The organism is Algoriphagus sp. AK58, from assembly GCF_014324365.1.
Taxonomy (GTDB): domain Bacteria; phylum Bacteroidota; class Bacteroidia; order Cytophagales; family Cyclobacteriaceae; genus Algoriphagus.
The window spans coordinates 151,989-174,652 of the sequence record NZ_QEIG01000010.1; the positions used below are offsets into that span (position 1 = coordinate 151,989).

General features: G+C 38.1%; 17 protein-coding genes. 16 read left to right on the top strand and 1 reads right to left on the bottom strand.

The window, feature by feature from the left end:
* Window positions 1-13: 13 nt before the first annotated feature.
* On the top strand, window positions 14-2,284 hold the full coding sequence (locus tag DDT91_RS11455) for an RND family transporter (RefSeq protein WP_187176322.1): 2,271 nt from the start codon (window positions 14-16) through the stop codon (window positions 2,282-2,284).
* Here the strand turns inward: DDT91_RS11455 and DDT91_RS11460 are convergent.
* Entirely contained in the window at window positions 2,259-3,302 is a 1,044-nt protein-coding gene (locus DDT91_RS11460) for an endonuclease/exonuclease/phosphatase family protein (RefSeq protein ID WP_187176323.1), read from the bottom strand. The genes DDT91_RS11455 and DDT91_RS11460 overlap by 26 nt on opposite strands.
* A 241-nt stretch (window positions 3,303-3,543) precedes the next feature.
* Between DDT91_RS11460 and DDT91_RS11465 the strand changes: the two genes are divergently transcribed.
* From DDT91_RS11465 to asnB, 15 genes are all read left to right on the top strand, one after another.
* The gene (locus DDT91_RS11465) at window positions 3,544-4,110 is read left to right on the top strand and encodes a DUF2911 domain-containing protein (RefSeq protein WP_187176324.1); all 567 of its coding nucleotides are present in this window, start codon (window positions 3,544-3,546) and stop codon (window positions 4,108-4,110) included.
* A 130-nt stretch (window positions 4,111-4,240) separates the two neighbouring features.
* A complete protein-coding gene (locus DDT91_RS11470; protein WP_187176325.1) occupies window positions 4,241-6,655 on the top strand; it encodes a penicillin acylase family protein in 2,415 nt (804 codons plus the stop codon).
* A 9-nt stretch (window positions 6,656-6,664) separates the two neighbouring features.
* The gene (locus tag DDT91_RS11475; protein WP_187176326.1) at window positions 6,665-7,036 is read left to right on the top strand and encodes a hypothetical protein; all 372 of its coding nucleotides are present in this window, start codon (window positions 6,665-6,667) and stop codon (window positions 7,034-7,036) included.
* Between the two features lie 162 nt (window positions 7,037-7,198).
* Window positions 7,199-7,660 (top strand): ArsR family transcriptional regulator, encoded by a 462-nt coding sequence (locus tag DDT91_RS11480; protein WP_370539317.1) that lies wholly within the window; start codon window positions 7,199-7,201, stop codon window positions 7,658-7,660.
* Window positions 7,661-7,891: 231 nt separating this feature from the next.
* Complete coding sequence (locus DDT91_RS11485; RefSeq protein WP_255502089.1) at window positions 7,892-10,459, top strand: SLBB domain-containing protein; 2,568 nt, start codon at window positions 7,892-7,894, stop codon at window positions 10,457-10,459.
* A gap of 16 nt (window positions 10,460-10,475) precedes the next feature.
* Window positions 10,476-11,588, top strand: a complete 1,113-nt coding sequence (locus DDT91_RS11490; RefSeq protein WP_187176329.1) for a Wzz/FepE/Etk N-terminal domain-containing protein — start codon at window positions 10,476-10,478, stop codon at window positions 11,586-11,588.
* A gap of 64 nt (window positions 11,589-11,652) precedes the next feature.
* On the top strand, window positions 11,653-12,765 hold the full coding sequence (locus tag DDT91_RS11495) for a DegT/DnrJ/EryC1/StrS aminotransferase family protein (RefSeq protein WP_187176330.1): 1,113 nt from the start codon (window positions 11,653-11,655) through the stop codon (window positions 12,763-12,765).
* Between the two features lie 26 nt (window positions 12,766-12,791).
* On the top strand, window positions 12,792-13,382 hold the full coding sequence (locus DDT91_RS11500) for an acyltransferase (RefSeq protein WP_187176331.1): 591 nt from the start codon (window positions 12,792-12,794) through the stop codon (window positions 13,380-13,382).
* 55 nt (window positions 13,383-13,437) lie between these two features.
* The gene (locus tag DDT91_RS11505) at window positions 13,438-14,400 is read left to right on the top strand and encodes a Gfo/Idh/MocA family protein (protein WP_187176332.1); all 963 of its coding nucleotides are present in this window, start codon (window positions 13,438-13,440) and stop codon (window positions 14,398-14,400) included.
* A gap of 414 nt (window positions 14,401-14,814) precedes the next feature.
* Window positions 14,815-15,951 (top strand): dTDP-4-amino-4,6-dideoxygalactose transaminase, encoded by a 1,137-nt coding sequence (gene rffA / locus DDT91_RS11510; RefSeq protein ID WP_187176333.1) that lies wholly within the window; start codon window positions 14,815-14,817, stop codon window positions 15,949-15,951.
* Window positions 15,948-17,054: a TDP-N-acetylfucosamine:lipid II N-acetylfucosaminyltransferase gene (locus tag DDT91_RS11515; RefSeq protein ID WP_187176334.1), complete on the top strand. Its 1,107-nt coding sequence runs from the start codon at window positions 15,948-15,950 to the stop codon at window positions 17,052-17,054. The genes rffA and DDT91_RS11515 overlap by 4 nt, the downstream gene beginning before the upstream one ends.
* Before the next feature lie 46 nt (window positions 17,055-17,100).
* Window positions 17,101-18,567 carry a polysaccharide biosynthesis C-terminal domain-containing protein gene (locus DDT91_RS11520; RefSeq protein WP_187176335.1) on the top strand — a complete coding sequence of 489 codons (1,467 nt, stop codon included), beginning with the start codon at window positions 17,101-17,103 and terminating at the stop codon, window positions 18,565-18,567.
* Window positions 18,564-19,697, top strand: coding sequence for a glycosyltransferase (locus DDT91_RS11525; protein WP_187176336.1), 1,134 nt, complete (start codon window positions 18,564-18,566; stop codon window positions 19,695-19,697). Before DDT91_RS11520 ends, DDT91_RS11525 begins: the two co-directional genes overlap by 4 nt.
* Entirely contained in the window at window positions 19,691-20,752 is a 1,062-nt protein-coding gene (wecB, locus tag DDT91_RS11530) for a non-hydrolyzing UDP-N-acetylglucosamine 2-epimerase (protein ID WP_187176337.1), read from the top strand. Before DDT91_RS11525 ends, wecB begins: the two co-directional genes overlap by 7 nt.
* Window positions 20,753-20,754: 2 nt before the next feature.
* Window positions 20,755-22,632: an asparagine synthase (glutamine-hydrolyzing) gene (gene asnB / locus DDT91_RS11535; RefSeq protein WP_187176338.1), complete on the top strand. Its 1,878-nt coding sequence runs from the start codon at window positions 20,755-20,757 to the stop codon at window positions 22,630-22,632.
* The last annotated feature ends 32 nt before the right edge of the window (window positions 22,633-22,664 follow it).

The following is a 22,664-nucleotide window of genomic DNA, read 5'->3' on the forward strand; positions in this document are numbered from 1 at the left end:
AGACATTTACCCGATGTTCGGAAAATCATCCTCTTATTTTCTTCTCTTTATCAGTGCTTTATTGACTGGATTACTGTTGATTTTCAGGCCTGTCCCCAAGTTTGACTATGATTTTGAGCAGTTTTTTCCTCAGGATGACCCGGATTTGTCCTTTTATCGGGGAGTATATGAAAAGAATTTTGGAAGCGATAACGATTACCTTCTTCTCGCAATTAGCAATCCGGACGGAGACTGGCTTGACTCTGCTTTCCTTTCTCGCTCAGCAAAGGTCAAAACCGAAATACAATCTCTGAGTGGAGTAGATACCCTAATTTCCATTTTTGACCTTCAGATTCCGATCATCAATGCCTTTGGTCTTCAGACTTTTCCGGTTTTGGATTGGTCAAGTGGGGAAAGTATTCAAAGCTCGGCGGAAAAACTCGACCAGTTTAAAGGTTCTCTGATTGCCCAAGATGGAAGCAGTTTTCTATTTCTGATTCAAAATGATCCAAAGCTAAGTAAGGAAGAAGGAGATACCCTTTATGAGCGAATCGTCCTAATCATGGCTCAGAATGGTATTAAGCCACATGCTGTAGCCGGAAAAATTCAGACTCAGCGAGACTTTGTCAGTTTGATGCAGGAGGAGTTTGGGCTTTTCATAGGGGCTTCTTTGGTGCTGATGTTGCTTGTTCTTTTTTGGGTTTTTCGCAAACCTTGGGGCATTCTGATTCCTATTTTGGTTTTGGTTATCGGGATTTTATGGGCCCTTGGCCTGATACTATTGGCCGGAAAGCCGCTCGATATCATGTCGGTCATGCAGCCCACGATATTCCTTATTGTAGGATTAAGTGCCCTGATCCATTATTTCACCCATCTGATCAAAAAGCTCAAAAAAGGCCTTCCTAAAGAAGAAGCGATTCAGGAGACTTTCAAGGAACTCACTTTTGCGGTTGCCTTGACGGTTTTTACCACCTCCATGGGCTTTATTTCCTTGTATTTCACTTCCATTCCAGCTTTAAAAGCTTTTGGACTATGGACCGGAATCGGGATTTTGGTTTTGTTTTTGGCCATTTTGGCAATAACCCCCGGATTGTTGCATACCTTTCCTCTTACTCAGCCAAAAGATAAACTGCCTTCCAAAGGTGAACGATTTTTGTCCGGCCTACTCCAAAAAATCATTCTAAGAAGGAAATTGATTGCAGGTTGTTTTTTCTCTATTTCTTTATTGGGATTGGTGCTTTCCACCCAACTTCAAATCAATGGATACCTATTGGATAATCTCCCTTTAGATCATCCCATTCAAAAGGATTTTGCCTATTTCGATCAATACTATGGAGGATCTAATCCATTGGAACTGTATTTGGAAAGGGGATCAGAAATCAAAAATTTGATGGATTTGGAGGCCTTGGCGGAAATAGAGAAAGTGGAAGAAAAGTTGCGTGAACTTTTTGGAGAGGGAGAATTTATTTCCCCTCTTAGCATAGCCAAAACCTTGAATCAAGCTCAAAATCAAGGGAACCAGAAAGCTTTTGCTCTTCCATCCCGTGGACAATTTCTTCGGATGCAGCGGTATATCGATCAGGCTCTAAGGCAGGAAGGACCGAAAGTTCTTTCTGAAGATCTTCTTACAGGAAGGATAAGCGGGCGGGCACCTGACTTGGGAAGTTTGCGAATGGGTGAATTACGTTCCGAACTGCTTGATTTTGTCCAAAAGGAAATAGATCCTCAAATACTCAAAGTGAAATGGACAGGTACTGCCCATTTGATTGATCGGGGGCATGAGTCGGTCACTCGACAGATGGCAAAGGGATTGGGAGTGGCTTTTTTGATTGTCGGATTGATAGCCGGAGCTCTTTTTAAATCTTGGCGGCTGGCATTTATCCTATTGATTCCCAATGTGATTCCTCTGATTTGGATGTGCGGACTGATGTGGTTGCTGGGAATTGAATTTAAGCTTACTACTGCCATCCTTTTTACAGTGGCCTTTGGGATTGCAGTGGACGACACGATTCACTTTATGTCCAAACTGAAGCTGGAATTGGCTCAAGGAAAAAATCTCCATTATGCAATCAAAAGGACTTTTATGGAAGCAGGAAGGGCGATCATTTTGACGTCCATTATCTTGGTAGCAGGGTTTGGACTTTTGATTTTCAGTCGGTTTGGGGTAACTCATTTCACGGGATTGCTGATCAGTTTTTCCCTGATTTTTGCTCTTTTGGCAGATCTTTTTTTGTTGCCGGTGTTACTTTTTCCCCTGAAAAAAGTCTGGGAGCAGAAGTTCAAAGCTCCATCCCATCCCAGGTAAAGGTTGCTGAAACGGGATAATGGTCAGAATAATCTACTTCCCGGTGGGTGTTGAATTGTACAGGGAAAAGACTGGGGGTAGCGAAAATATGGTCAATTCTCAGGAAAAAAAGGACGCGGTTATACGTGAAGCCAAAGCCTCTCCCTGCGACTTCAAAGGCATTTTTAAGTTTTTGACTCAATTTAAAATACGCATAGGAATACGGAATCTCATTCAAGTCTCCCATTAGGATCACCGGATGAGGGCTATTGCTGAGGTGCTCAAAAAGTATGGTGAGTTGTTCGTTTCGTTTTAAACTTCCTCGATGAAGTTTTCCAAGAGTCTGCCGGTAGACTTGCTTGGCTTGGTCATAATTTTCTAAGGCCTCTGCCTGTATCGCCATAGATTCCAAATGCACATTGTAAATTCTAAGGGTATCATTTCCCACCCTGATGTCGGCAAACATGGCACCGTTGCTTCTTTGGTTGTCAAAAACAAGTCCTTCGTTTACAATGGGGTATCTGGAAAAAATTGCCATCCCCATGAACCTTTTTTTCTCGTTGCCATCTACGACATGTATGGCGTATTCATAGTCTCCGTCTTTACTGAAAATCTTGACGGCATTTCTGCTCTCAGATGTGTAATCTTGGTAAAACTCCTGAAAAACCTTGATGTCTGCCGGATGGTCCGCCAGCCAGGGAAATACATTGAGGTCAAGCTCCTCTCTATTTTCTTTTCGATAGAAAAATCCATGGGTATTGTAGGTCAAAACTTTTAGCCCCTGAGAATCTTCTTTTTTGGGGTTGATCTGAAAGGTGATTAAAAAAAATTTGTACCCAAGAAGCAGGCATGCCAAAGGCAAAAAAGCCAATTTTTTCCAAGCCAAAGCAAGAATCAAAAAAAGGAAAATATTAAATCCTAAAACTACCGGGATCAGAAATGGAAGTAAGCCCGCATAAGGGAAATTGGCCGGGGAGATAAAAACACTCGAAAAAATAAAAAGCGTAATGACAAATGTTAGCCCGGAGAGGAATTTCATGCTGGGTGTTTTGGTTTGAGAATTTCTAAGCCAAAATCAAAAATGGTGATTTTTTATTCAAAAAATCCCATCCTTTTTTGATTTCAGATTAAAGAACGAACGGTGTCCTAGATTTGGTTTGGTTATTTGTTATTCAATTTTTTGGATGTTTATAAATTCTATAAAAGGATTTAGCTTCATAAAATCTTACCATTTGCTATAATTTTGCGTACTTAACCCAAACAAATCTTTTACTCATCTTATGAAAAAGCGCTATGCATTGTCGATTTGGGCACTTGTATTTTCTTTACTCCTTGCTTGTCAGCCCAAATCCAGTGAAACTACTGAAACTTCTTCAGAGCAGCCTGCGGAGGAACCTGTAACCGAGCAGCGTCCAAGTCCTATTGAGACTAAAGAAGGCCAAATCTCAGGCAAATCCATAAAAGTTCAATATGGATCTCCGGCTGTAAAAGGGAGAACCATTTGGGGAGATTTGGTTCCTTACAATGTAGTATGGAGAACTGGTGCCAATGAGGCCACTTTCGTGGATATTCCACAGGATATTGTAGTCGAAGGAAAAAGTTTAGCTGCCGGTAAATATTCTCTTTTTACCATACCAAAAGAAACAGGAGCATGGACGGTAATTTTTAATTCCGACTGGGATTTGGAGCATGGCCATTTCCAGTATGATGAGAAAAAAGATGTCTTGAGAGTAGAAGTGTCACCGGTATGGGAACCTTCCTCTGCAGAAAGACTTTCGATTGATGTTGAAGCACCCGGATTGGTCATCAGATGGGAAAAACTCAAACTCCCAATTACCATCCAATAATTTTCCTTAGAAGATCCCTGGGCTAAGTTCAGGGATTTTTTTGTGGATAAATTTCTATTTTTTGTAGCTTCAATCGCTTTTCCCCAAGATTACCCTTTTTGTTTACCTTGAGATTCCCCTGACAAATTCTATGAAATACGTTTCATTTGTTCTTGTTTTTGCCATTACAGCCACTTTGGCAATCCTAGTTTCAATTCCTTTAGGCCAGATTCCTCCCTTAGCTCCACTCTTGGATCCCAATCACGGGTTTTGGCAGAATTCCTTCAGTGAGGATCAATTGGCGGAAGAAGAGATTTCCCTTCAAAATTTATCCTCACCAGTTGAGGTGGTTTATGATGAAAACCTTATTCCTCACATTTTCGCCCAAAATGATGCTGACCTGTATCGTGCCCAAGGGTACATTACCGCAAAGCACAGACTTTGGCAAATGGAATTTCAAACCATGGCAGCTGCAGGAAGGATTTCAGAGATTGTGGGGCCGATGGCATTGGAACTGGACCGAATGACCCGAAGAAAAGGATTGGCATTTGGCGCCGAGTTGGGTTTGAAATTTCTTCAGGAAAAAGATCCCGAAACTCTGGCCTTGGTAGAGGCTTATGCTGATGGGGTGAATCAGTATATCGAACAACTTTCGGACGCCCGTCTTCCTGTAGAATATAAAATTTTGAATTATCGCCCAGAGCCTTGGTCTGCGTACAAATCCCTTTTGCTCCTTAAATACATGTCAGACATGTTGGTTGGTGACCGGGATTTGGAGTATTCCAATTTGAGAAAAATCCTGGGTGAAGTCGGGCTGAATAGGTTATATCCGGATTTTCCAAAAGATAATGATCCAGTCATCGAGAAAGAAAGGGTTTGGGACTTCCAACCGCTACCTGTCAGTAAGCCGGATAGCATTCCTTATCCTGACGATGCTTTAACTTTGGGTAATTTGCCTCAACCGATCGAGGGGACAGGTTCAAATAACTGGGCAGTAGGCGGAAGTAAGACCAAGAACGGTAAACCTATTTTAGCCAACGATCCACACCTGAGCCTAAACTTGCCCTCCCTTTGGTATTCCATGCAGCTGAGTAATCCTGAGCATTCAGTGAAGGGCGCTACTTTGCCGGGTGCCTTAGGGGTGATCTCTGGTTTCAATGAGCATATCGCCTGGGGAGTCACCAATGCTACCAGAGATACGAGAGATTGGTATAAAATTACTTTCCAGGATGATACCAGAAAGGCCTATAAATATGGTGCAGAATGGAAGCAAACCGACTTTAGAATTGAGGAGATAAAGATTAAAGGACAACAATCCTATCTGGATACAGTAGTGTATACCCATTATGGCCCTGTAGTATATGATAGGACGTTTAAAACTGAACGTCAGGATATCAATTTTGCGCTACGTTGGGTAGTCCATGAAGGCTCCAATGAGCAGCGTACTTTCCTGACAATGAATAAGGCTAAAAATCACAGTGATTACAATGCTGCCTTGGATCATTATACGGCGCCTGCGCAAAACTTTGTATTTGCATCCAAATCGGGAGACATTGCAATGCGGATTCAAGGTAAATTTCCTTTGAAATGGCCCGGTCAGGGCAAGTTCTTGATGGATGGGGCTGATCCCCGTATGGAATGGCAGGGTTACATTCCCAACGATCAAAATGCCAGTACTTTAAATCCTGCAAGAGGCTTCGTTTCATCTGCCAATCAGCATCCGGTTGATCCTTCTTACCCTTACTATGTTTTTGATAATTCCTTTGAGCATTACAGAAACCGAAGGTTAAATCGAAGGCTTTCTGAAATGACTCAGATTACCGTTGATGACATGAAGGCGCTGCAGTTTGATAATTATAATCTTCAAGCCGCGGAGGCACTTCCTGTGATGCTCAATTTATTGGGAACTTACAAAGCAGAATCTTCAGAGGCAGAGAAATATGTAAAAGAACTTCGAGCATGGGATTTTTTTGCTGATCCTAACAAGAAAGGACAAACCTTGTACTCCATCTGGTTTTCAGAAACAGCTGAGAGTATTTGGAGAGATTTGTTGAAAAATGAGATGCCCTTGGTACGTCCCAATAGTTATCAGACCATCGAATTGATGACTTTATTTCCAAATGACTCTGTATTTGATATCAAAGAAAGCAACGTGATGGAGACAGCTGCCTATCATGTTCAAGCCGGATTTGATTCCCTCTTGGTAGCCATGAAAAAATGGGAGGAGGAGGAAGGGGATTATTCCTGGGCGAATTACAAAAAGACCACGATTCAGCATCTAGTTCCCAACTTCAAGTCGTTTTCGGTATCCAATATTTACACTGGAGGGGCATCCGGAATTTTGAATGCCACTGGAAGCAGGCATGGAGCAAGCTGGAGAATGGTCGTAGAGCTGGGAGATACTATTCAAGCCTTTGGAGTATATCCCGGCGGTCAATCCGGAAATCCGGGGAGTAAATTTTACGATAATTTTATACCGGTTTGGGCAAATGGGGATTACCTGGATTTTAATTTAAGGACTCAACAGACTGCAGAAGGGGTCCTTTTCAAAACCATTTTAAAATAGACTGAACTTATGAGATTTATATTTCTGACAGTACTTACGGCATTATTGGTCGTTTTTTTAAACCCAGTTGCTCCCTTTTGGGCAGTAATGATTGGAATCGGATTGATCAGCGCTCTTTTATATCCCAATGGAATTGGAGGTTTTATGGGAGGTGGATTGGGAATGGGGCTGACCTGGCTTGGTCAAAGTATCTATTTGGGCATAGTCACTTCCAGTCCTTTACCTGATCGTATGGGTGAATTGATGGGAATGGGTACAGGAATGACCCTAATTGGAATAACAGGTGTTTTGGGCTTTTTTCTGGGGGGATTTAGTGGATGGACTGGTGTTTTATTCCGCAAAGTGCTTCAAAAAGAGCCAAAAAATATTTATCGCGGATAGTAAAGAATCTCTTGATAAATGCTCTTTTTTGAACGAAAAGAGCATTTTTATTTTTGGGTTTTCCTTAAATGAGTACCTTTGTTGCTCATTCTAGAAGTATTTTTTATGCTGGAGTCGTTAATTACCTCAAAAACAAGACTGAGGCTTCTGATTAAGTTTTTCGTGAATTCGCAAAACCACAGTCATTTACGTGGTCTGGCTGAGGAATTTGGGGAATCCACCAATGCCATTCGCAAAGAGCTCAATAATCTCACTCAGGCGGGAATTCTTATTTCTCATACAGAGAAGAATAAAATAGAATATAAGGCGAATGAGAAGCATCCTTTCTACACCAATATTCGGGATATCATCCGTAAGCATCTCGGTTTAGACATGCTGTTGGAGCAGATTTTGGAAAGGATGGGGGAAGTGGAGCAGGTTGTTTTGACCGGTGACCTTGCCAGGGGTAGCGATACCAAAGTGATCGACGTCTTGGTGACTGGAGACAACCTCAACGATGAATACATTAGTCACCTCACCCGAAGAATTGAACAATTAATCGACCGAAAAGTAATTTTCACCCTAGCGTCCGGAAGGATTTCCTCCGGTGGCTTGGTTCTTTTTGACCGTCAGGCAGGAGTTTGAGCTTGCCCTTTATAGATTAATGGCCCTTAGGTTCCGGAAAAATGGGACTGAAAGGGCGAAGCTGTATCAAGTATGAATCAATCCTTAATTCCAAAAAACACATATTTTCTTGCGTTATTTGCAATTCTGAAAAAACTAATCCCTAAGATGATTGGATACCGTTTTAAGTTAGGAACAAGTTTACTCCTGATCTTTTTTTCTTTAGTTATTTTTGATGTTTCTGCCCAATCGATGGCAGATATCCAAAATTTGAAGGTGGACAATTTATCTGACGCCCAGATAGAGCAATTGATCAAAAGAGCCGAATCGGTGGGAATGACTGAGGATCAACTGGAAGCGTATGCTCTGGAGAGAGGGATGCCTCCTTCAGAAGTGGCAAAGCTGAGGGCCAGAATAATGCAACTTAGAACTGGAGGAAAAAGGCCTGAGGCTGATTCAAAAACCAGTCGTCCAGGTCAGAACCAAATGAGAGAAATCCAAGGATTTGAAATGGATCCCAAGTTGTTTGATTCATTGAGAAAATCGGATCCCTATTTTGACTTAACTCCTAAACAAAAGAAAATTTTTGGGTATAAGCTGTTTCACAACAGAGAACTGAATTTCAATCCAAGTTTAAACATTCCAACACCCCTCACTTATGTTGTCGGTGCAGGAGATCAATTACTGATTGATGTATATGGATTTTCTCAGGAATCCTTTGACCTTACAGTCAATCCCGAGGGAAAAATTCTAATTCCTAATGTCGGGCCGGTTCAGGTTGGGGGTGCCACCATAGAAGCCGCCTCTTCAAGAATAAAAACTGCCTTATCAAAGATCTATTCAGGGTTAAATGGTTCCAATCCAAATACTTTTATAGAAATCAGGTTAGGGAATATCCGGACTATCTCAGTTTCATTAGTGGGCGAGTTGACCAGACCAGGTACTTACACGTTACCTTCTTTTGCCTCTGTTTTCAATGCCTTGTTTGCTGCTGGGGGTCCGAATGAAAACGGTACGTTTAGAAATATCCAGCTCTATCGAAATAGTAAATTATTCGCCGAAGTGGATATTTACGATTTTCTTACCAAAGGTGAGCATAGTGCAAATGTCACCGTCAGGGATAATGACGTCATTATTGTCCAACCATTTAGAAATAGAGTGGAAATCTCCGGTCCTGTAAGAAGGGAAGGCTTCTTTGAAATGAAAGATGATGAATCTTTGGAGGACTTACTTCGATTTACAGGAGGTTTTTCAAGCAATGGCTACAAAGAAAGGATCACCGTAAGAAGAACTACCTCTACCCAAATGACTGTGGAGGATATTTCAGCAGAAGAATTTAAAAATTTTAAACCAAAGGACGGAGATGAATTCAAAGTCGGTGAGTTGCTGAGTAGATTTGAAAACAGAGTTCAAATTTCAGGTGCAATTTTCAGACCCGGTGAATATTCCATCCCTGAGGAAGGAATTGGAATCAAAGAGCTCATTCAAAAAGCCGAAGGTTTACGTGGAGATGCTTATACCAAGAGGGCTATACTTTTTAGAACCAAGGAAAATCTGACATTGGAATCTGTTTCACTGGACCTAGATGGAATTTTAAACGGGACAGTTCCGGATATCCCCTTGAAAAGAGAGGATGTTCTCAGTATTTCCAGCATGTATGATCTTAGGGAAGAATTTTATGTTCAGATTACAGGAGAAGTAAATATTCCGGGAGCTTATGCCTTCGCAGAAAACATGACCGTGGCAGATTTGGTGGTTAAGGCAGGAGGATTTAAAGAAGCAGCTTCCAATTCTTATGTTGAAATTGCACGAAGAGTCCGCAATGATGTTTCGGGCAAAATCGCGGAAATAATTACCTTGGACATTGATGCTGATTTAAAGTTGAAACCTCAAGAATCCACTTTTTCGCTTCAGCCCTTTGATCATGTGTTTATTCGAAAGAGCCCAGGGTTCCAAAGACAAAAGTTGGTCACTGTAGAAGGAGAAGTATTTTATCCCGGTGAATTTTCTCTTAGCAATGCAACAGAGAGGATTTCTGACCTCATCAAAAGGGCAGGTGGTTTAAACCAATTTGCTTATGCCAAAGGTGCAACTTTGGTAAGGAGAACAGAATACTATAAGGGAAAGTCAGACACAGAAATCAAGGAAGAAAATCTAAAGTCTGTTGTCCAAAAGCTGGAGAAAAAAGACATCATCCTCAATGAAGCTGAAAAAATCCAGTTAGAAAGGATTATTACCAAACTTGAGGAGAAGGAAAAACTTAAAAGAGATGAGGAGCTTCTCAAAAAGAAACTCGAAGATCAGGATCCAGATCTAAAGCTTAACCGCTTATTGGATGTGTCGGATTCCACTAAAGTTAAAATTGAATTCAAGGAACAGGAATTGGTTGGGATCAATTTGGAGCAAATTTTAAGGGATCCAGGATCCTCTCAGGATTTGATACTTATGGAGGGTGATATCATTAGGGTACCGAAAGAACTCCAAACAGTAAGAATGAGAGGTCAGGTATTGTTTCCGACTACTGCCAGATTTGAGTCTGGTAGAGGATTTAAGGGCTATATCTCGAAATCGGGAGGTTTTACAGAGGAAGCTCGCAGAGGTAAGTCCTATGTGGTTTATGCTAATGGAGATGTTAAGAGAACGAGAAACCTGCTGTTTTTCAAGTTTTATCCCAATGTAGAACCAGGTGCAGAAATTATTGTTCCTCAAAAACCTGAGAGACCACCAATTGGACCTCAGCAGTGGGTAGCCATTGGAACAGGCCTTGCTACATTCGGACTGATAGTCATTCAGATTATTGATTTTGCGAATACACCTTAAGTTTTTCAGAGCATAGATGAATAAAAGCGTAAAAGAAGTATTTGCAAAAGACCAAGTAAGCATTCTTGAGATCTTTTCTTTAATAGGGGAGAGGAAAAAGATTATTGGTTGGTCCACCCTACTGGTGTTCGCCTTGGGAATGGTGTACCATTTCTTCTCCACTAAAGAGTATGAATCTACTTCTACCAAACTTTCTGAAATCAAAGAGGGAGGCAATCTTGGTGGAATAGGTCAACTTTCCGGCCTGGCGGGTTTGGCTGGTGTTTCTTTGCCGGGAGGAAGTAGTGAGTTTGATGCAACCTTTCCTCCTGAATTGTATCCACGATTGGTGTATAGTCCGGAGTTTTTAAAGGAAATTCTCGACGAAGAACTGTATTTTCAAAACATTGGAAAAAGAACTACACTTCGCAGTTATCTGGTGAGTGAGCGGCCAAGAAATTTTCTTGGTAGAATAAAAGATAAGATCACAGAAGCGATCCGGAATGCCGCATCTACAGTAACTCCTTCCCAGGGAGTGAGTTCTTCCCCTTCCGAAGGGGGAGATGCCCTTGAAAAGCCAAAATTTTTATACCTAAGTCCTATCGAGCAGGGTCTCATCGGATTTTTGAGCAAAAAAATCAAAATAGAGAATGAAGGTAAGGTGATTAACCTATCTGTCAAACTTTCTGACCCTAATGCTGCGGCAGAATTAAACGGATTGGTATTTAATAAAATTATAGAGTTTGTTACCCAGTATCGCACTGAAAAACAGAGGGTTAATCTTTCATTTGTGGAAAAAAGAACAAAAGAAGCTGAAGAAAACTTTCTTAAAGCACAGGTTAGATTGGCATCTTTCAGAGATTCTAACCAAGGTCTTATTTCCCAACAAGCTAGGTCAAAAGAGGAACAGCTTCAAGCAGAATTCAGCATGGCCTTTAATTTGTATAATGGGATGAAGCAAGAATTGGAAAATGCCAGACTTCAATTGAAAAACAACACTCCCATTTTCACTTCCTTCATAGAACCTTCTTTTCCTAATGGTCCTTCTAATTTTTCTTTTACTATTATGGTGTTTCTAAGTTTGTTTATGGGAGGCTTATTAGGTGTTCTGATTGTTGCAACCAAACTCTTTCTAGAATATCATCGCTAATTCCTCTCTTTTAGAAATTAACTCAATGGAGTCATCCTTAGAAAATAAGCTCAGATCAATCCAAATGGTTGATCTCCATTCCCAGTATTTGGGCATCAAAGAAGAAATTGATCATGCCATTCAACAAGTACTTGACAGTACCGCATTTATCAATGGACCTGAAGTCAAATTATTTGCCGAAGAACTCGGCAAATACACAGGTTCAGCCTTTGTAATTCCCTGTGCCAATGGCACCGATGCCTTGCAAATCGCCATGATGGCGTTGGATTTCCAACCGGGAGACGAGGTAATTGTTCCTACATTTACTTATGTGGCCACTGTCGAAGTGATTGCCCTACTCGGACTGAAGCCAAAATTTGTCGATGTGCTTCCTGACACCTATGAACTTGATCCTGCCGGTTTGGAGAAAGCGTTAGGTCCAAAAGTGGTCGGCATAGTCCCTGTTCATCTCTACGGTCAGTGTTCAAACATGGAATACATTCTGGGATTTGCCAAAAAACATGGACTGAAAGTAATCGAGGACACTGCTCAGGCCATTGGGGCTGTTTATACCTTTTCTGATGGAAGAAAAGCACAAGCTGGAACCATGGGTGAGGTGGGCACTACTTCCTTCTTCCCATCTAAAAATCTAGGCTGCTTTGGGGATGGAGGTGCCATGTTTACACAGGATCCTGTCTTGGCAGAAAAGCTCAGAATGATCGCAAACCACGGTCAAAAAAAGAAATATTACCACGATTCGATTGGTGTTAATTCCCGGTTGGATACGCTTCAAGCTGCGATATTGAGGGTCAAACTCAAACACCTGGATCGATATTCTGCCTCCAGAAATGAAGTAGCTGATCGCTATGATCAGGCATTTGCGAATCACCCAAATATTAATCCACCCAAAAGGGCTGTAAATTCTACCCATGTCTTCCATCAATATACTGTACAGGTTGAAGGAGCTTCGAGGGATGAGTTGAAGGACTATTTGCAAAGTAAAGGAGTCCCATCCATGGTATATTATCCGGTTCCACTTCACCTTCAAAATGCCTATCTGGAATTTGGATATCATTCCGGAGATTTTCCTGTAGCGGAGAGTCTATGTAAGAAAGTGCTTTCTTTTCCTATTCACACCGAAATGGAAGTGTCCGAACAGCAATATATCATTCAGACTGTTTTGGACTTTTTTAAATAATTAAACTAAACCAAGTAACTACCACCATGTCCAGTGATCAAAAAGATTTTTATGCTCATGAGACAGCCGTCATTGATGAGGGTTGCGAAATAGGGAAGGGAACCAAGATCTGGCATTTTTCCCACATTATGCCCAATTGTAAAATCGGGGAGAATTGTAATATAGGCCAAAATGTGGTCGTTTCTCCAGATGTAGTATTGGGCAAAAATGTAAAGGTTCAGAATAATGTCTCCATCTATACAGGAGTCACTTGCGATGACGATGTGTTTTTAGGGCCATCCATGGTTTTTACCAATGTAATCAATCCTAGAAGTGCAGTGAACCGTAGAGGGCAATATTCAAAAACCCATGTGGGCAAAGGAGCTTCCATCGGTGCTAATGCCACCATTGTATGCGGGCATGATATCGGTGAGTATGCGTTTATTGGAGCGGGTGCAGTGGTGACTAAAACCATTCCTGCGTATGCCTTGGTCGTGGGTAATCCTTCCAGGCAGATAGGATGGATGAGTGAATACGGACACAAATTGGTGTTCGACAAAGAAGGAAAGGCAATCTGTCCTGAATCAGGAGACGTTTATTTTCTAAAAGAAGGAAAGGTTTCTAAGTCAAATTCCTGATAATTAATCTATAATATTTGAAATTCGCGTTGCGGATAATTAATTGACTAAACCTATGAAAAATTTTGCCCTAATCGGAGCTGCTGGTTATATCGCTCCAAGGCATATGAAGGCAATGAAGGATACTGGAAATAGACTTTTGGCCGCCTATGACAAATTTGATAGTGTAGGGGTGATGGACAGTCATTTTCCAGATGCTGATTTTTTCACTGAATTTGAGCGATTTGATCGCCATGTGGAAAAGCTAAAGAGAACTGAAAATAAAATCGATTATGTAAGTATTTGTTCTCCCAACTACCTTCATGATTCTCATATCCGGTTTGGTCTCAGAGTAGGTGCAGATGTCATCTGCGAAAAGCCTTTGGTACTAAATCCTTGGAATATCGAGGCCTTAAAGGAAGTGGAGAAAGAGCATGGCAAAAAGGTTTTTAATATCCTCCAACTGAGGCTACATCCTTCCATAATAGCCTTGAAGGAGCGAATCCAGAACAGTCCAAAGGATAAAATTTATGACATAGATCTCGCATATATTACTTCCAGAGGACACTGGTATTACACGTCTTGGAAAGGTGATGTGAGTAAATCCGGAGGAATTGCTACCAACATTGGAGTACATTTCTACGATATGTTGACTTGGGTTTTTGGTCCGGTAAAGACCAATCAAGTTCATATTCACACCCATGATCGGGCTGCAGGTTATCTTGAGCTTGAAAAAGCCCGCGTCAGGTGGTTTTTAAGTATCAATGTGGATACTTTGCCTGATTCAGTCAAAGCAAAGGGAGGAAGGACCTATCGGTCTTTGACCATGGAAGGTGAGGAAATCGAATTTTCTGACGGGTTCACAGAGCTGCATACCCACAGTTACCAGCATATTTTAGATGGGAATGGATTTGGGTTGGATGAAGCGATGAGCAGTATTCAGCTGGTTCATGATATCCGACATATGAAGCCTCTTGGACTAGTGGGTGAGTTCCATCCTTTTGCCAAACTGGAATTGGCTAAGCATCCATTTAAATAGATATGCAAATTCGATCAGAGTTTATTTCAATAGGTTTAAATACAGTTATAGTTCCAACTTCAAAAATTTGAGGGATTAATGGATCCGCAAAAAGATTTTTTTTGGAGATAATTGCTGTGTAGGAGCCAACGGGCAGATAATTTGTGATGATTTTGAGCTTGGAGATTATTCAAAATTGCAAAATAATACAACAATCCACGGGTATAAACCTTGTAAAATCGGGCATAATGCTTGGAAAAGTTAATTCACTATTATCGATTCAAAAAGAGGTACGATCAAGCGATTTTTGAAAATACCCCCATTTCATATTTAATGTTTCGGATAGAAGATATAAAAAAAGACAACCTGAATCAGAAATAAGTTTTATAAAGTTTCTTCTTCCATAGAAAGCAAAGTTTACTCCAATTAATTTAAATGATACCATTCAATAAGCCGTATTCTACAGGACTAGAACTTACCTATATATCAGATGCTCTGAGCACTGGGAAAATTTCAGGAAACGGTAAATACACCAAAAAATGTCAAGATTTTTTTGAAACCAAGTATGGTTTTAAAAAGACTCTTTTGACTACTTCCTGCACAGATGCCTTGGAGATGGCTGCTTTACTAATTGGTATTGAACCTGGTGATGAAGTAATTATGCCCTCCTATACATTTGTATCGACAGCAAACGCATTTGCTTTAAGGGGAGCGAAAATTGTGTTTGCAGACAGTAGACCAGATCATCCAGGAATTTTTGAAGAATCTATCGAACTTTTAATTACCAAAAATACAAAGGCTATCGTTCCTGTCCATTATGCTGGTGTTGCGTGTGACATGGATGTCATAATGGATATAGCCAATAGACATAACCTTTATGTAATAGAAGATGCAGCACAAGCAATAGATAGTTTTTATATAGGGAAAGACGGTATTAAAAGGGCTTTAGGTAGTATTGGGCATTTATCTTGTTTTTCATTTCACGAAACAAAAAATATTATTTCAGGTGAAGGTGGAATGCTCGTTATAAATCACGAGCCTTTCTTAAGGAGGGCTGAGATTATTTGGGAAAAGGGAACTGATCGAGCTGCTTTTTTCAGAGGTGAAGTTGATAAATATGGGTGGGTAGATATTGGATCTTCATTTTTACCATCGGAGATAATCGCCGCTTTCCTTTTTGCTCAATTGGAGAATTTAGAAAAAATTCAGAAGAGAAGGTTGTACCTATGGGAAATGTATTACCAGAATTTGGAGGAGTATTCTCTTTTAACAAAAATACGGCTTCCAAAAATCCCCAATTTTGCAACAAATAATGCTCACATGTTTTATTTGGTTTGTAAGAATGTAGATCAAAGAACAAAAATTATCGAAGCTTTAAAGAATGAAGGCATCTTGGCGGTTTTTCACTATGTAAGTCTTCACAGTAGCAAATATTTTGGGACAAAGCATGATGGGAGAAAGTTGATGAATACAGATAATTATTCTGATTGTCTATTGCGTTTACCCATGTACTATGAGTTATCCGATTTGGAAGTTTTAAAGATTACCGAAATAATTAAAAAGGTTAAATGACTCAAAACCTGATTTTGTTGCCAGACTCTCCTTATTCTGATTGGATTATTGAAAGAAGTGAAAAGGTTGCGGTTGGTGTTAATAGATATGTGTGTTATTCAAATAGCTTTAAATATAATTCAAATCCTAAGATATTAAGAAAGGATTACCTGTTAAGTTTGAATAAAAGAGATGCTAATTCTTATCAAAAAGTTATTATTCACTATCACAATGAGCTTTCAGGTTTCTTTTTAGAAAAAAATAATATCCCGAAGAATAAAGTAATTTGGGTTCTTTGGAGTGGAGATCTATATAATACTCCTTTTTATAATAGGGCAATATATAAACCATTAACAAATCAGTTTATCGGTAGCAATAATCTGTATAAGTTGCAAGGTTTAAAGATATTAAAAGAAATCTTAAAATATTTTTTAAAAATGCCTGGATATTTTGATTACAAAAGATCATTTCAACGGATCGGTACTATCGCGTCTTTTTTCGAAAAGGATGTGGAAAATGCCGCCCTTATTTTTAATAAAGACTATAAAAGAATAATTTTTGCAATTCTCTCTTTTGAGGAGATGATTAGGGGGTTGCCGGAAAAACATTATATTAAATTAGGTGAAAAAATTCTTTTGGGACATGCTGGAGTTCCTGAAAATAATCATTTAGACCTTTTTCAAAGAATACTTTCGCTAAATTCTTCTAGAACTTTATTATGTCCATTATCCTATGGAGAATCGTCATATATTCAAAAAGTTGTAGAAAAGGGTGAAGAATTATTTGGTTACCGCATTGAGTTTGTTAGAGATTTCATGCCTAGGGATGAATATTATCTTAAATTATCGGAAGTGAAATTTGCAATTTTTGACACCTTGATACAACAAGCTTTTGGGAATATTTTAGGTCTTCTCTATTTAGGAGTTAAGGTTTTTTTGAATGAGGAAAATTCTATTTACTATCAACTAAAAAAAATGGGGCTTTTAATTTTTTCTATAAATAATTTATCATCTGAAATTGAGATAGAACTTACAATTGATCAAATTAATACTAATAGGGAGATATTGATTGAGTATTTTTCTGAGGAAAAAATCAACGATTATTATAAGCTTCTTTTGAATTAAGGTTTCTTGTTAATAATTATTTATCTCTTTAGTCTAATATCATAAAGTGGCGTCTATTTATAATAGCATTAAAAATCTTGCTTCAGATAGTTTGATTTATGGACTTTCCGGAATATTAACAAAGTTTATAAGCGTTTTTCTCACTCCAATTTATACTAGAGTTTATTCTCCGGAGGATTATGGTGTAATTGGAATATTAACAAATGCATATTTTTTAGTGTCTATTATTCTTGTTTTCGCTTTAGATAATTCGACAGCCCGATGGTTTTATGATTCATCAGATTTTTCAGAAAGAAAGAAAATAATAAATACCTGGTTATGGTCCTATTTGGTTTTTTCTATAGTAGCTTGTTTATTCTTTTTTTTCTCGGCTGATTTTTGGGCGAATTTGCTCCTTAAAGAATATTCAAATGGAATATATCTTATTAAATTACTTGCTCTCACCTTGCCATTACTCGTTTGGCCTTCCGTTGGAGTAAATGTTCTAAGATTCGAACGAAAGGCTAAAAAAGCTATTTTTTTATCTCTTTTTCAAAGTTTTATGCTGATTCTTTTGAATGTTGTATTTGTTGTTATTTTAAAATTTGGAGTTGAAGGGGTTTATTATGCACAATTATTTGGAACTTTGATTATTCTTCCTTTGGTTTTTTATCTTTTGAAAGATTGGTTAGGTTTTCCTAATTTGTTTGAATTTAAGTTATTTAAATCAATGGTTAAGTATTCATTTCCTTTTGTTCCAGCTAGTTTAGGATTTTGGATAGTTAATTTATCAGGGGTTTTTTTTATTAATGAATATTTAGATAAAATTGATGTAGGATTGTTTCAGATTGGTGTTAGTGTAGCTGCTGTTACAGGATTGGCAACTAATGCTTTTCAGCAAGCTTGGTCTCCTTTTGCTTTTTCTATATTAAACCAACCAAACAATAAGGAGATCTATGCTGCTTCATTTCAACTTTTTGTATTAATTGTGGGATCTGCATGTATGGCAGTTTCAATATTTTCTTCTGAAATTTTGATTATTTTGACCACTCCCCAATATTTCAAAGCAAAAATTGTTGCTAGTATTTTGACATTTAACTATTTATTCATGGGAATAACTAGTATTGCCTCATTAGGTTCGGCAATTGCTAAAACTACAACGCCTTTAGGGTTTATCAGTGTTTTATCATCTATTGTTTTAATTGGATTGAATTTTTTACTTATTCCTTATTTAGGAAAAGAAGGAGCTGCTCTTTCTATTTGTATTTCTCAATTAATAATTCCTGTGTATATGTTTTGGAAGTCTCAAAAACTTTACTATATACCATTTGATTTTTCAAAAAATTTTATTATGATTATTTTGTTTATTTTAGGTTCTTTCTCTATTTATCTTTTTCCAGAATTTGGTTTAGTGTTTACAATCTTTTTGAAGTTAATTCTTATTTCTATATTTTTCTTTATATTGTTATTTATTAATAGAAATGAAGTTCGGAAAATTTTAACAGTTTTTAAAATAAAGAATAATATAATATGAGGAAGAAGATTTTAATTTTTACTACTAATCCTTTGCATAATGCTCCTAGAGTTATTAGAGAAATTCAAAGTTTAATTTCTGATTTTGATATTTATGTAACAGGTGAAACGCCACCAACAGAAGGGCGCGTAAATTTTATTTTTTCCAATAGATTTAAATATTCATACTTTGAAAAAGCATTAGGTTTAGTATATAGACTTCTTTTTTTGGGAATGCCATTTAAAGGTAGATTTTTTTCGACGCAATGGAAAATTAATAAACTTCTTAAGGAAATCAATCCTGAATTAGTAATTGTACATCCTGCAGCTTTTCTTCCATATTTTATGAGAAAAGACAGAAAATTTAAAGTCGTTTTTAATGCGCATGAATATCATCCTTTAGAAATGGAGAACAATCCAAAGTGGAAAAAAAACTGGGGAATCATTTATAGTTATATTTATCAAACGTATTTATCAAAAGTTGATTTACTAATTAATGTTAATCAAGAGATAGCAGATGAATGTGAGAGGAATTTTTCGGTTAAATCTTTAGTAATACCAAATGCGGCTTTATACCATTCAACTAGTAGTTATGTTTCTAGTTTTAATTTTCCATTGAAGTTTATTCATCATGGTATTCCTAATCCGGACCGTAAATTAGAGATAATGATTAAGGCCTTTGAGGCTTTAGGAGATAGTTATCAATTAGACCTTATGTTAATTAATAATGGAACTTCTTATTATAATCATCTTTCCTTATTGGCTTCAAAAACCTCTAATGTAAGGTTAATCCCAACTGTCTCTTTTAAAGAGATTATCCCTTTTATTAGTAAATATGATCTTGGGGTTTATGCATTATTCCCAGATAGTTTTAATAATAAGATGGCTCTTCCAAATAAATTTTTTGAATTCATTCAAGCGAGGCTTCCTATTGTTATTGGACCATCACCTGTAATGAGTTATTATATTGAAGAATATAAAATTGGAAAAGTTAGTTCCGATTTTACTCCTGATTCTTTAGCCGAAACAATTCATTCTCTTTCAAGGGAAGAGCTATTTACTTTTAAGTCTAATCTTGATAGAGCCGCTAAGGAATTATGTATGGAGAATTTTGAATTATTGTTATTAAAAAGTGTAAAGAGTTTATGGTAAAAATCCCGTCAATTGTATCCGTTGTAGGCGCTCGTCCACAGTTTATCAAACATGCGCCTATTCAAATTGAATTGGCCAAGTTCTTTCGTGCCTTTACCATCCACACTGGGCAACATTATGATGATAATATGAGCAAATTTTTTTTTAATGAACTAGGAATTCCTAATCCTGACTACCTTTTTGATCAGAAAGATATCGTCAGGCAAGGGGCTCAGACAGGTAAGATGTTAACTGAAATTGAAGATGTTTTTATTGAGGTTAGTCCTGATTTAGTCCTTGTGTATGGTGATACAAATAGTACTATTGCAGGTGCACTGGCTGCATCTAAGTTAATGATACCTGTTATTCACATTGAAGCGGGTTTAAGAAGTTTTAATCGAGAAATGCCTGAAGAAATTAATAGGTTGGTCACTGATCAATTGTCTGAACTACTTTTTTGTCCTTCCGATCAAGCCGTTAGAAATTTGAATGAAGAAGGAATAAATTCTTCGAAGATCTTTAGATCAGGGGATGTAATGTGTGATATGGTTCGAATTTTAGAATCCAAATTAACCCCTAAAATTTCAGGTGATTATTATTTTGCAACGATTCACAGACCCTACAATACTGATGATCCCGACCGATTAAAAGAGATCTTTGAAAATTTATCTTTACTTAAGCATAAGGTTTATTTTGCTATACATCCAAGAACCAAATCAAAGCTTAAATCATTTAATATAGATATTGAACATTATCCTAATATCCAATTGCTTGATCCACAGGGGTATATAGATTCCCTTTCTTTACAGAAATTTGCAAGAGGAATAATTACGGATAGCGGAGGGATCCAAAAGGAGGCTTATCTTTTGAAAGTAAAATGTGTTACTCTTAGAAAAGAAACAGAATGGATTGAGACTCTCTCAGAAGGCTGGAATACACTCATTTTTGATAATCTCGAAGAGATTCAGTCGTGTTTGGATCAAATTCCTGGACTTCACAATTCTGAATTGTATGGTGATGGTAACTCTGCAAAATATATAGTGGAAACAATACGAAACTATTTTTTTAAAAAATAATTATGTGTGGAATAGCAGGCATTATTTCTGAAAATTCTAGTAAAGTAGCCAAAGAATACTTGGTGAAAATGACAAATGCCATTATCCATCGTGGACCTGATGGATCTGGCCACTGGATAAGTGATAATCAGAAAGTTGGATTTGGGCATCGTAGGCTCTCTATTTTGGATCTTTCGGAATCAGGTGCGCAGCCTATGCATTACCTTGATCGCTATACGTTGACATTCAATGGTGAACTATATAATTATCTTGAGATAAGGTCAGATTTGATTAAAAAAGGATATACTTTTCGAAGTCAATCCGATTCAGAGGTTTTATTAGCTTTATATGACCTTAAAAAAGAAAAATGCCTTCAGGATTTGGACGGTATGTTTGCTTTTGCCATTTATGATAATCTCACTGATGAGGTTTTTTGTGCAAGAGATCGTTTTGGAGAAAAACCTTTTTTTTACACCGAGTATGATGGTGCCTTCTTTTTTGCCTCAGAAATGAAAGAATTTTGGGCCGTGGGTATAGATAAAGTGCCTGATTTCGAAATGATTTTTAATTATTTACAATTTGACCTTTTGGATAATAACTCTGATTTAGGACAAACTTTCTTTAAAAATGTAAGAAAACTTCCTCCCAGTCACTACTTGATTTTTAAGAATGGTAAATATTTTATCAAAAAATACTGGGATATAAATCCCGGCTACCAACAAACTCAAATTGGAATAAAGGAAGCCAAAGAAAAGTTTAAAAGCCTTTTTTTTGAATCAGTAAATAGAAGATTGCGTTCTGATGTTTTGGTGGGATCCAGTCTGTCAGGGGGATTAGACAGTTCTCTCGTGGTATGTGCCATGGATCATTTACTTAAAGATCATCCGGAATCCATCCAAAATACCTTCTCTGCAAGATTTAGAGACTACCATAAAGATGAAGGGTTTTACATTCAGAAGGTTAAAGAACGGACGAGGATTACCTCTCATGAGGTCTACAGTGAAATAAATGATTTGGATGAGCTTTTGGATAAAATTTACCATCATCAAGAGGAGCCTTTCGGATCCGCAAGTATTCTTGTGCAATACCAAGTCTATGAATTGGCCAAGAAAAAAGGGGTGACCGTGCTATTGGATGGGCAAGGAGCAGATGAGATTCTGGCTGGTTATCATCCGTTTTTTACCACTTATTTTAATGAAATAAAGAAAAGATCTGGGGATTTATTTAACAAAGAATTTGCTGCTTACACCCAGCTTCATGAAGGGAATTCTATTAATGCAAAGATTCCAAAGCCAGGTTTCATTCAAGCGATAGCCACTTATTTCCCAGGTTTGGTAAATAGGGTAGGAAGAAAAATGCTGAATTTGAAGCTTCAAAACACCAGCTTGATGTCAGAGGATTTTTTCTCATCCTTTCGAGGCAAGCCGCATAATTACTTCAATGTTAACCCGGGTAACCTGAATAGTCATTTGTATTTTTCCACGTTCGAAGTGGGTTTGCCTACTTTACTTAGATACGCAGACAGAAATTCTATGGCACACAGCCGAGAAGTAAGACTTCCGTTTCTTTCTCATGAATTGGTTGAGTTTATCTTCCAACTTCCAGCCGAATTGAAAATCAAAGAAGGTTGGACCAAATACATCATGCGATTGGCCTTTGAGGACTTGCTTCCTCAGGAAATCACGTGGAGGAAAGATAAAATTGGATTTGAACCACCACAAAAATCCTGGATGGAAAATCCTAAAACCAAAGAAAAAATCAGATCGGCAAGAGAGATTCTGAGCAAGGAAGGAATTTTGAAAAAGGGAGCTGAAAATTTGCCAATTCAGTCTCAAGATGCCAACCGAAAGGGAGATGGAAGCTGGAATCACCTAATGGTTGCCAATCTATTTGCCAGCTAAGGACTTTTTTACGCCCAGCGCAAAAGAATTTT

Bases quoted from the DNA above. Each gene is read 5' to 3' on its own strand.
- DDT91_RS11500 (WP_187176331.1), top strand. From the start codon at position 12,792: ATGTCCAGTGATCAAAAAGATTTTTATGCTCATGAGACAGCCGTCATT.
- rffA (WP_187176333.1), top strand. From the start codon at position 14,815: ATGATACCATTCAATAAGCCGTATTCTACAGGACTAGAACTTACCTAT.
- DDT91_RS11470 (WP_187176325.1), top strand. From the start codon at position 4,241: ATGAAATACGTTTCATTTGTTCTTGTTTTTGCCATTACAGCCACTTTG.
- wecB (WP_187176337.1), top strand. From the start codon at position 19,691: ATGGTAAAAATCCCGTCAATTGTATCCGTTGTAGGCGCTCGTCCACAG.
- asnB (WP_187176338.1), top strand. From the start codon at position 20,755: ATGTGTGGAATAGCAGGCATTATTTCTGAAAATTCTAGTAAAGTAGCC.
- DDT91_RS11525 (WP_187176336.1), top strand. From the start codon at position 18,564: ATGAGGAAGAAGATTTTAATTTTTACTACTAATCCTTTGCATAATGCT.
- DDT91_RS11495 (WP_187176330.1), top strand. From the start codon at position 11,653: ATGGTTGATCTCCATTCCCAGTATTTGGGCATCAAAGAAGAAATTGAT.
- DDT91_RS11475 (WP_187176326.1), top strand. From the start codon at position 6,665: ATGAGATTTATATTTCTGACAGTACTTACGGCATTATTGGTCGTTTTT.
- DDT91_RS11465 (WP_187176324.1), top strand. From the start codon at position 3,544: ATGAAAAAGCGCTATGCATTGTCGATTTGGGCACTTGTATTTTCTTTA.
- DDT91_RS11460 (WP_187176323.1), bottom strand. From the start codon at position 3,302: ATGAAATTCCTCTCCGGGCTAACATTTGTCATTACGCTTTTTATTTTT.
- DDT91_RS11505 (WP_187176332.1), top strand. From the start codon at position 13,438: ATGAAAAATTTTGCCCTAATCGGAGCTGCTGGTTATATCGCTCCAAGG.
- DDT91_RS11515 (WP_187176334.1), top strand. From the start codon at position 15,948: ATGACTCAAAACCTGATTTTGTTGCCAGACTCTCCTTATTCTGATTGG.
- DDT91_RS11490 (WP_187176329.1), top strand. From the start codon at position 10,476: ATGAATAAAAGCGTAAAAGAAGTATTTGCAAAAGACCAAGTAAGCATT.
- DDT91_RS11485 (WP_255502089.1), top strand. From the start codon at position 7,892: ATGGCAGATATCCAAAATTTGAAGGTGGACAATTTATCTGACGCCCAG.
- DDT91_RS11455 (WP_187176322.1), top strand. From the start codon at position 14: ATGTTCGGAAAATCATCCTCTTATTTTCTTCTCTTTATCAGTGCTTTA.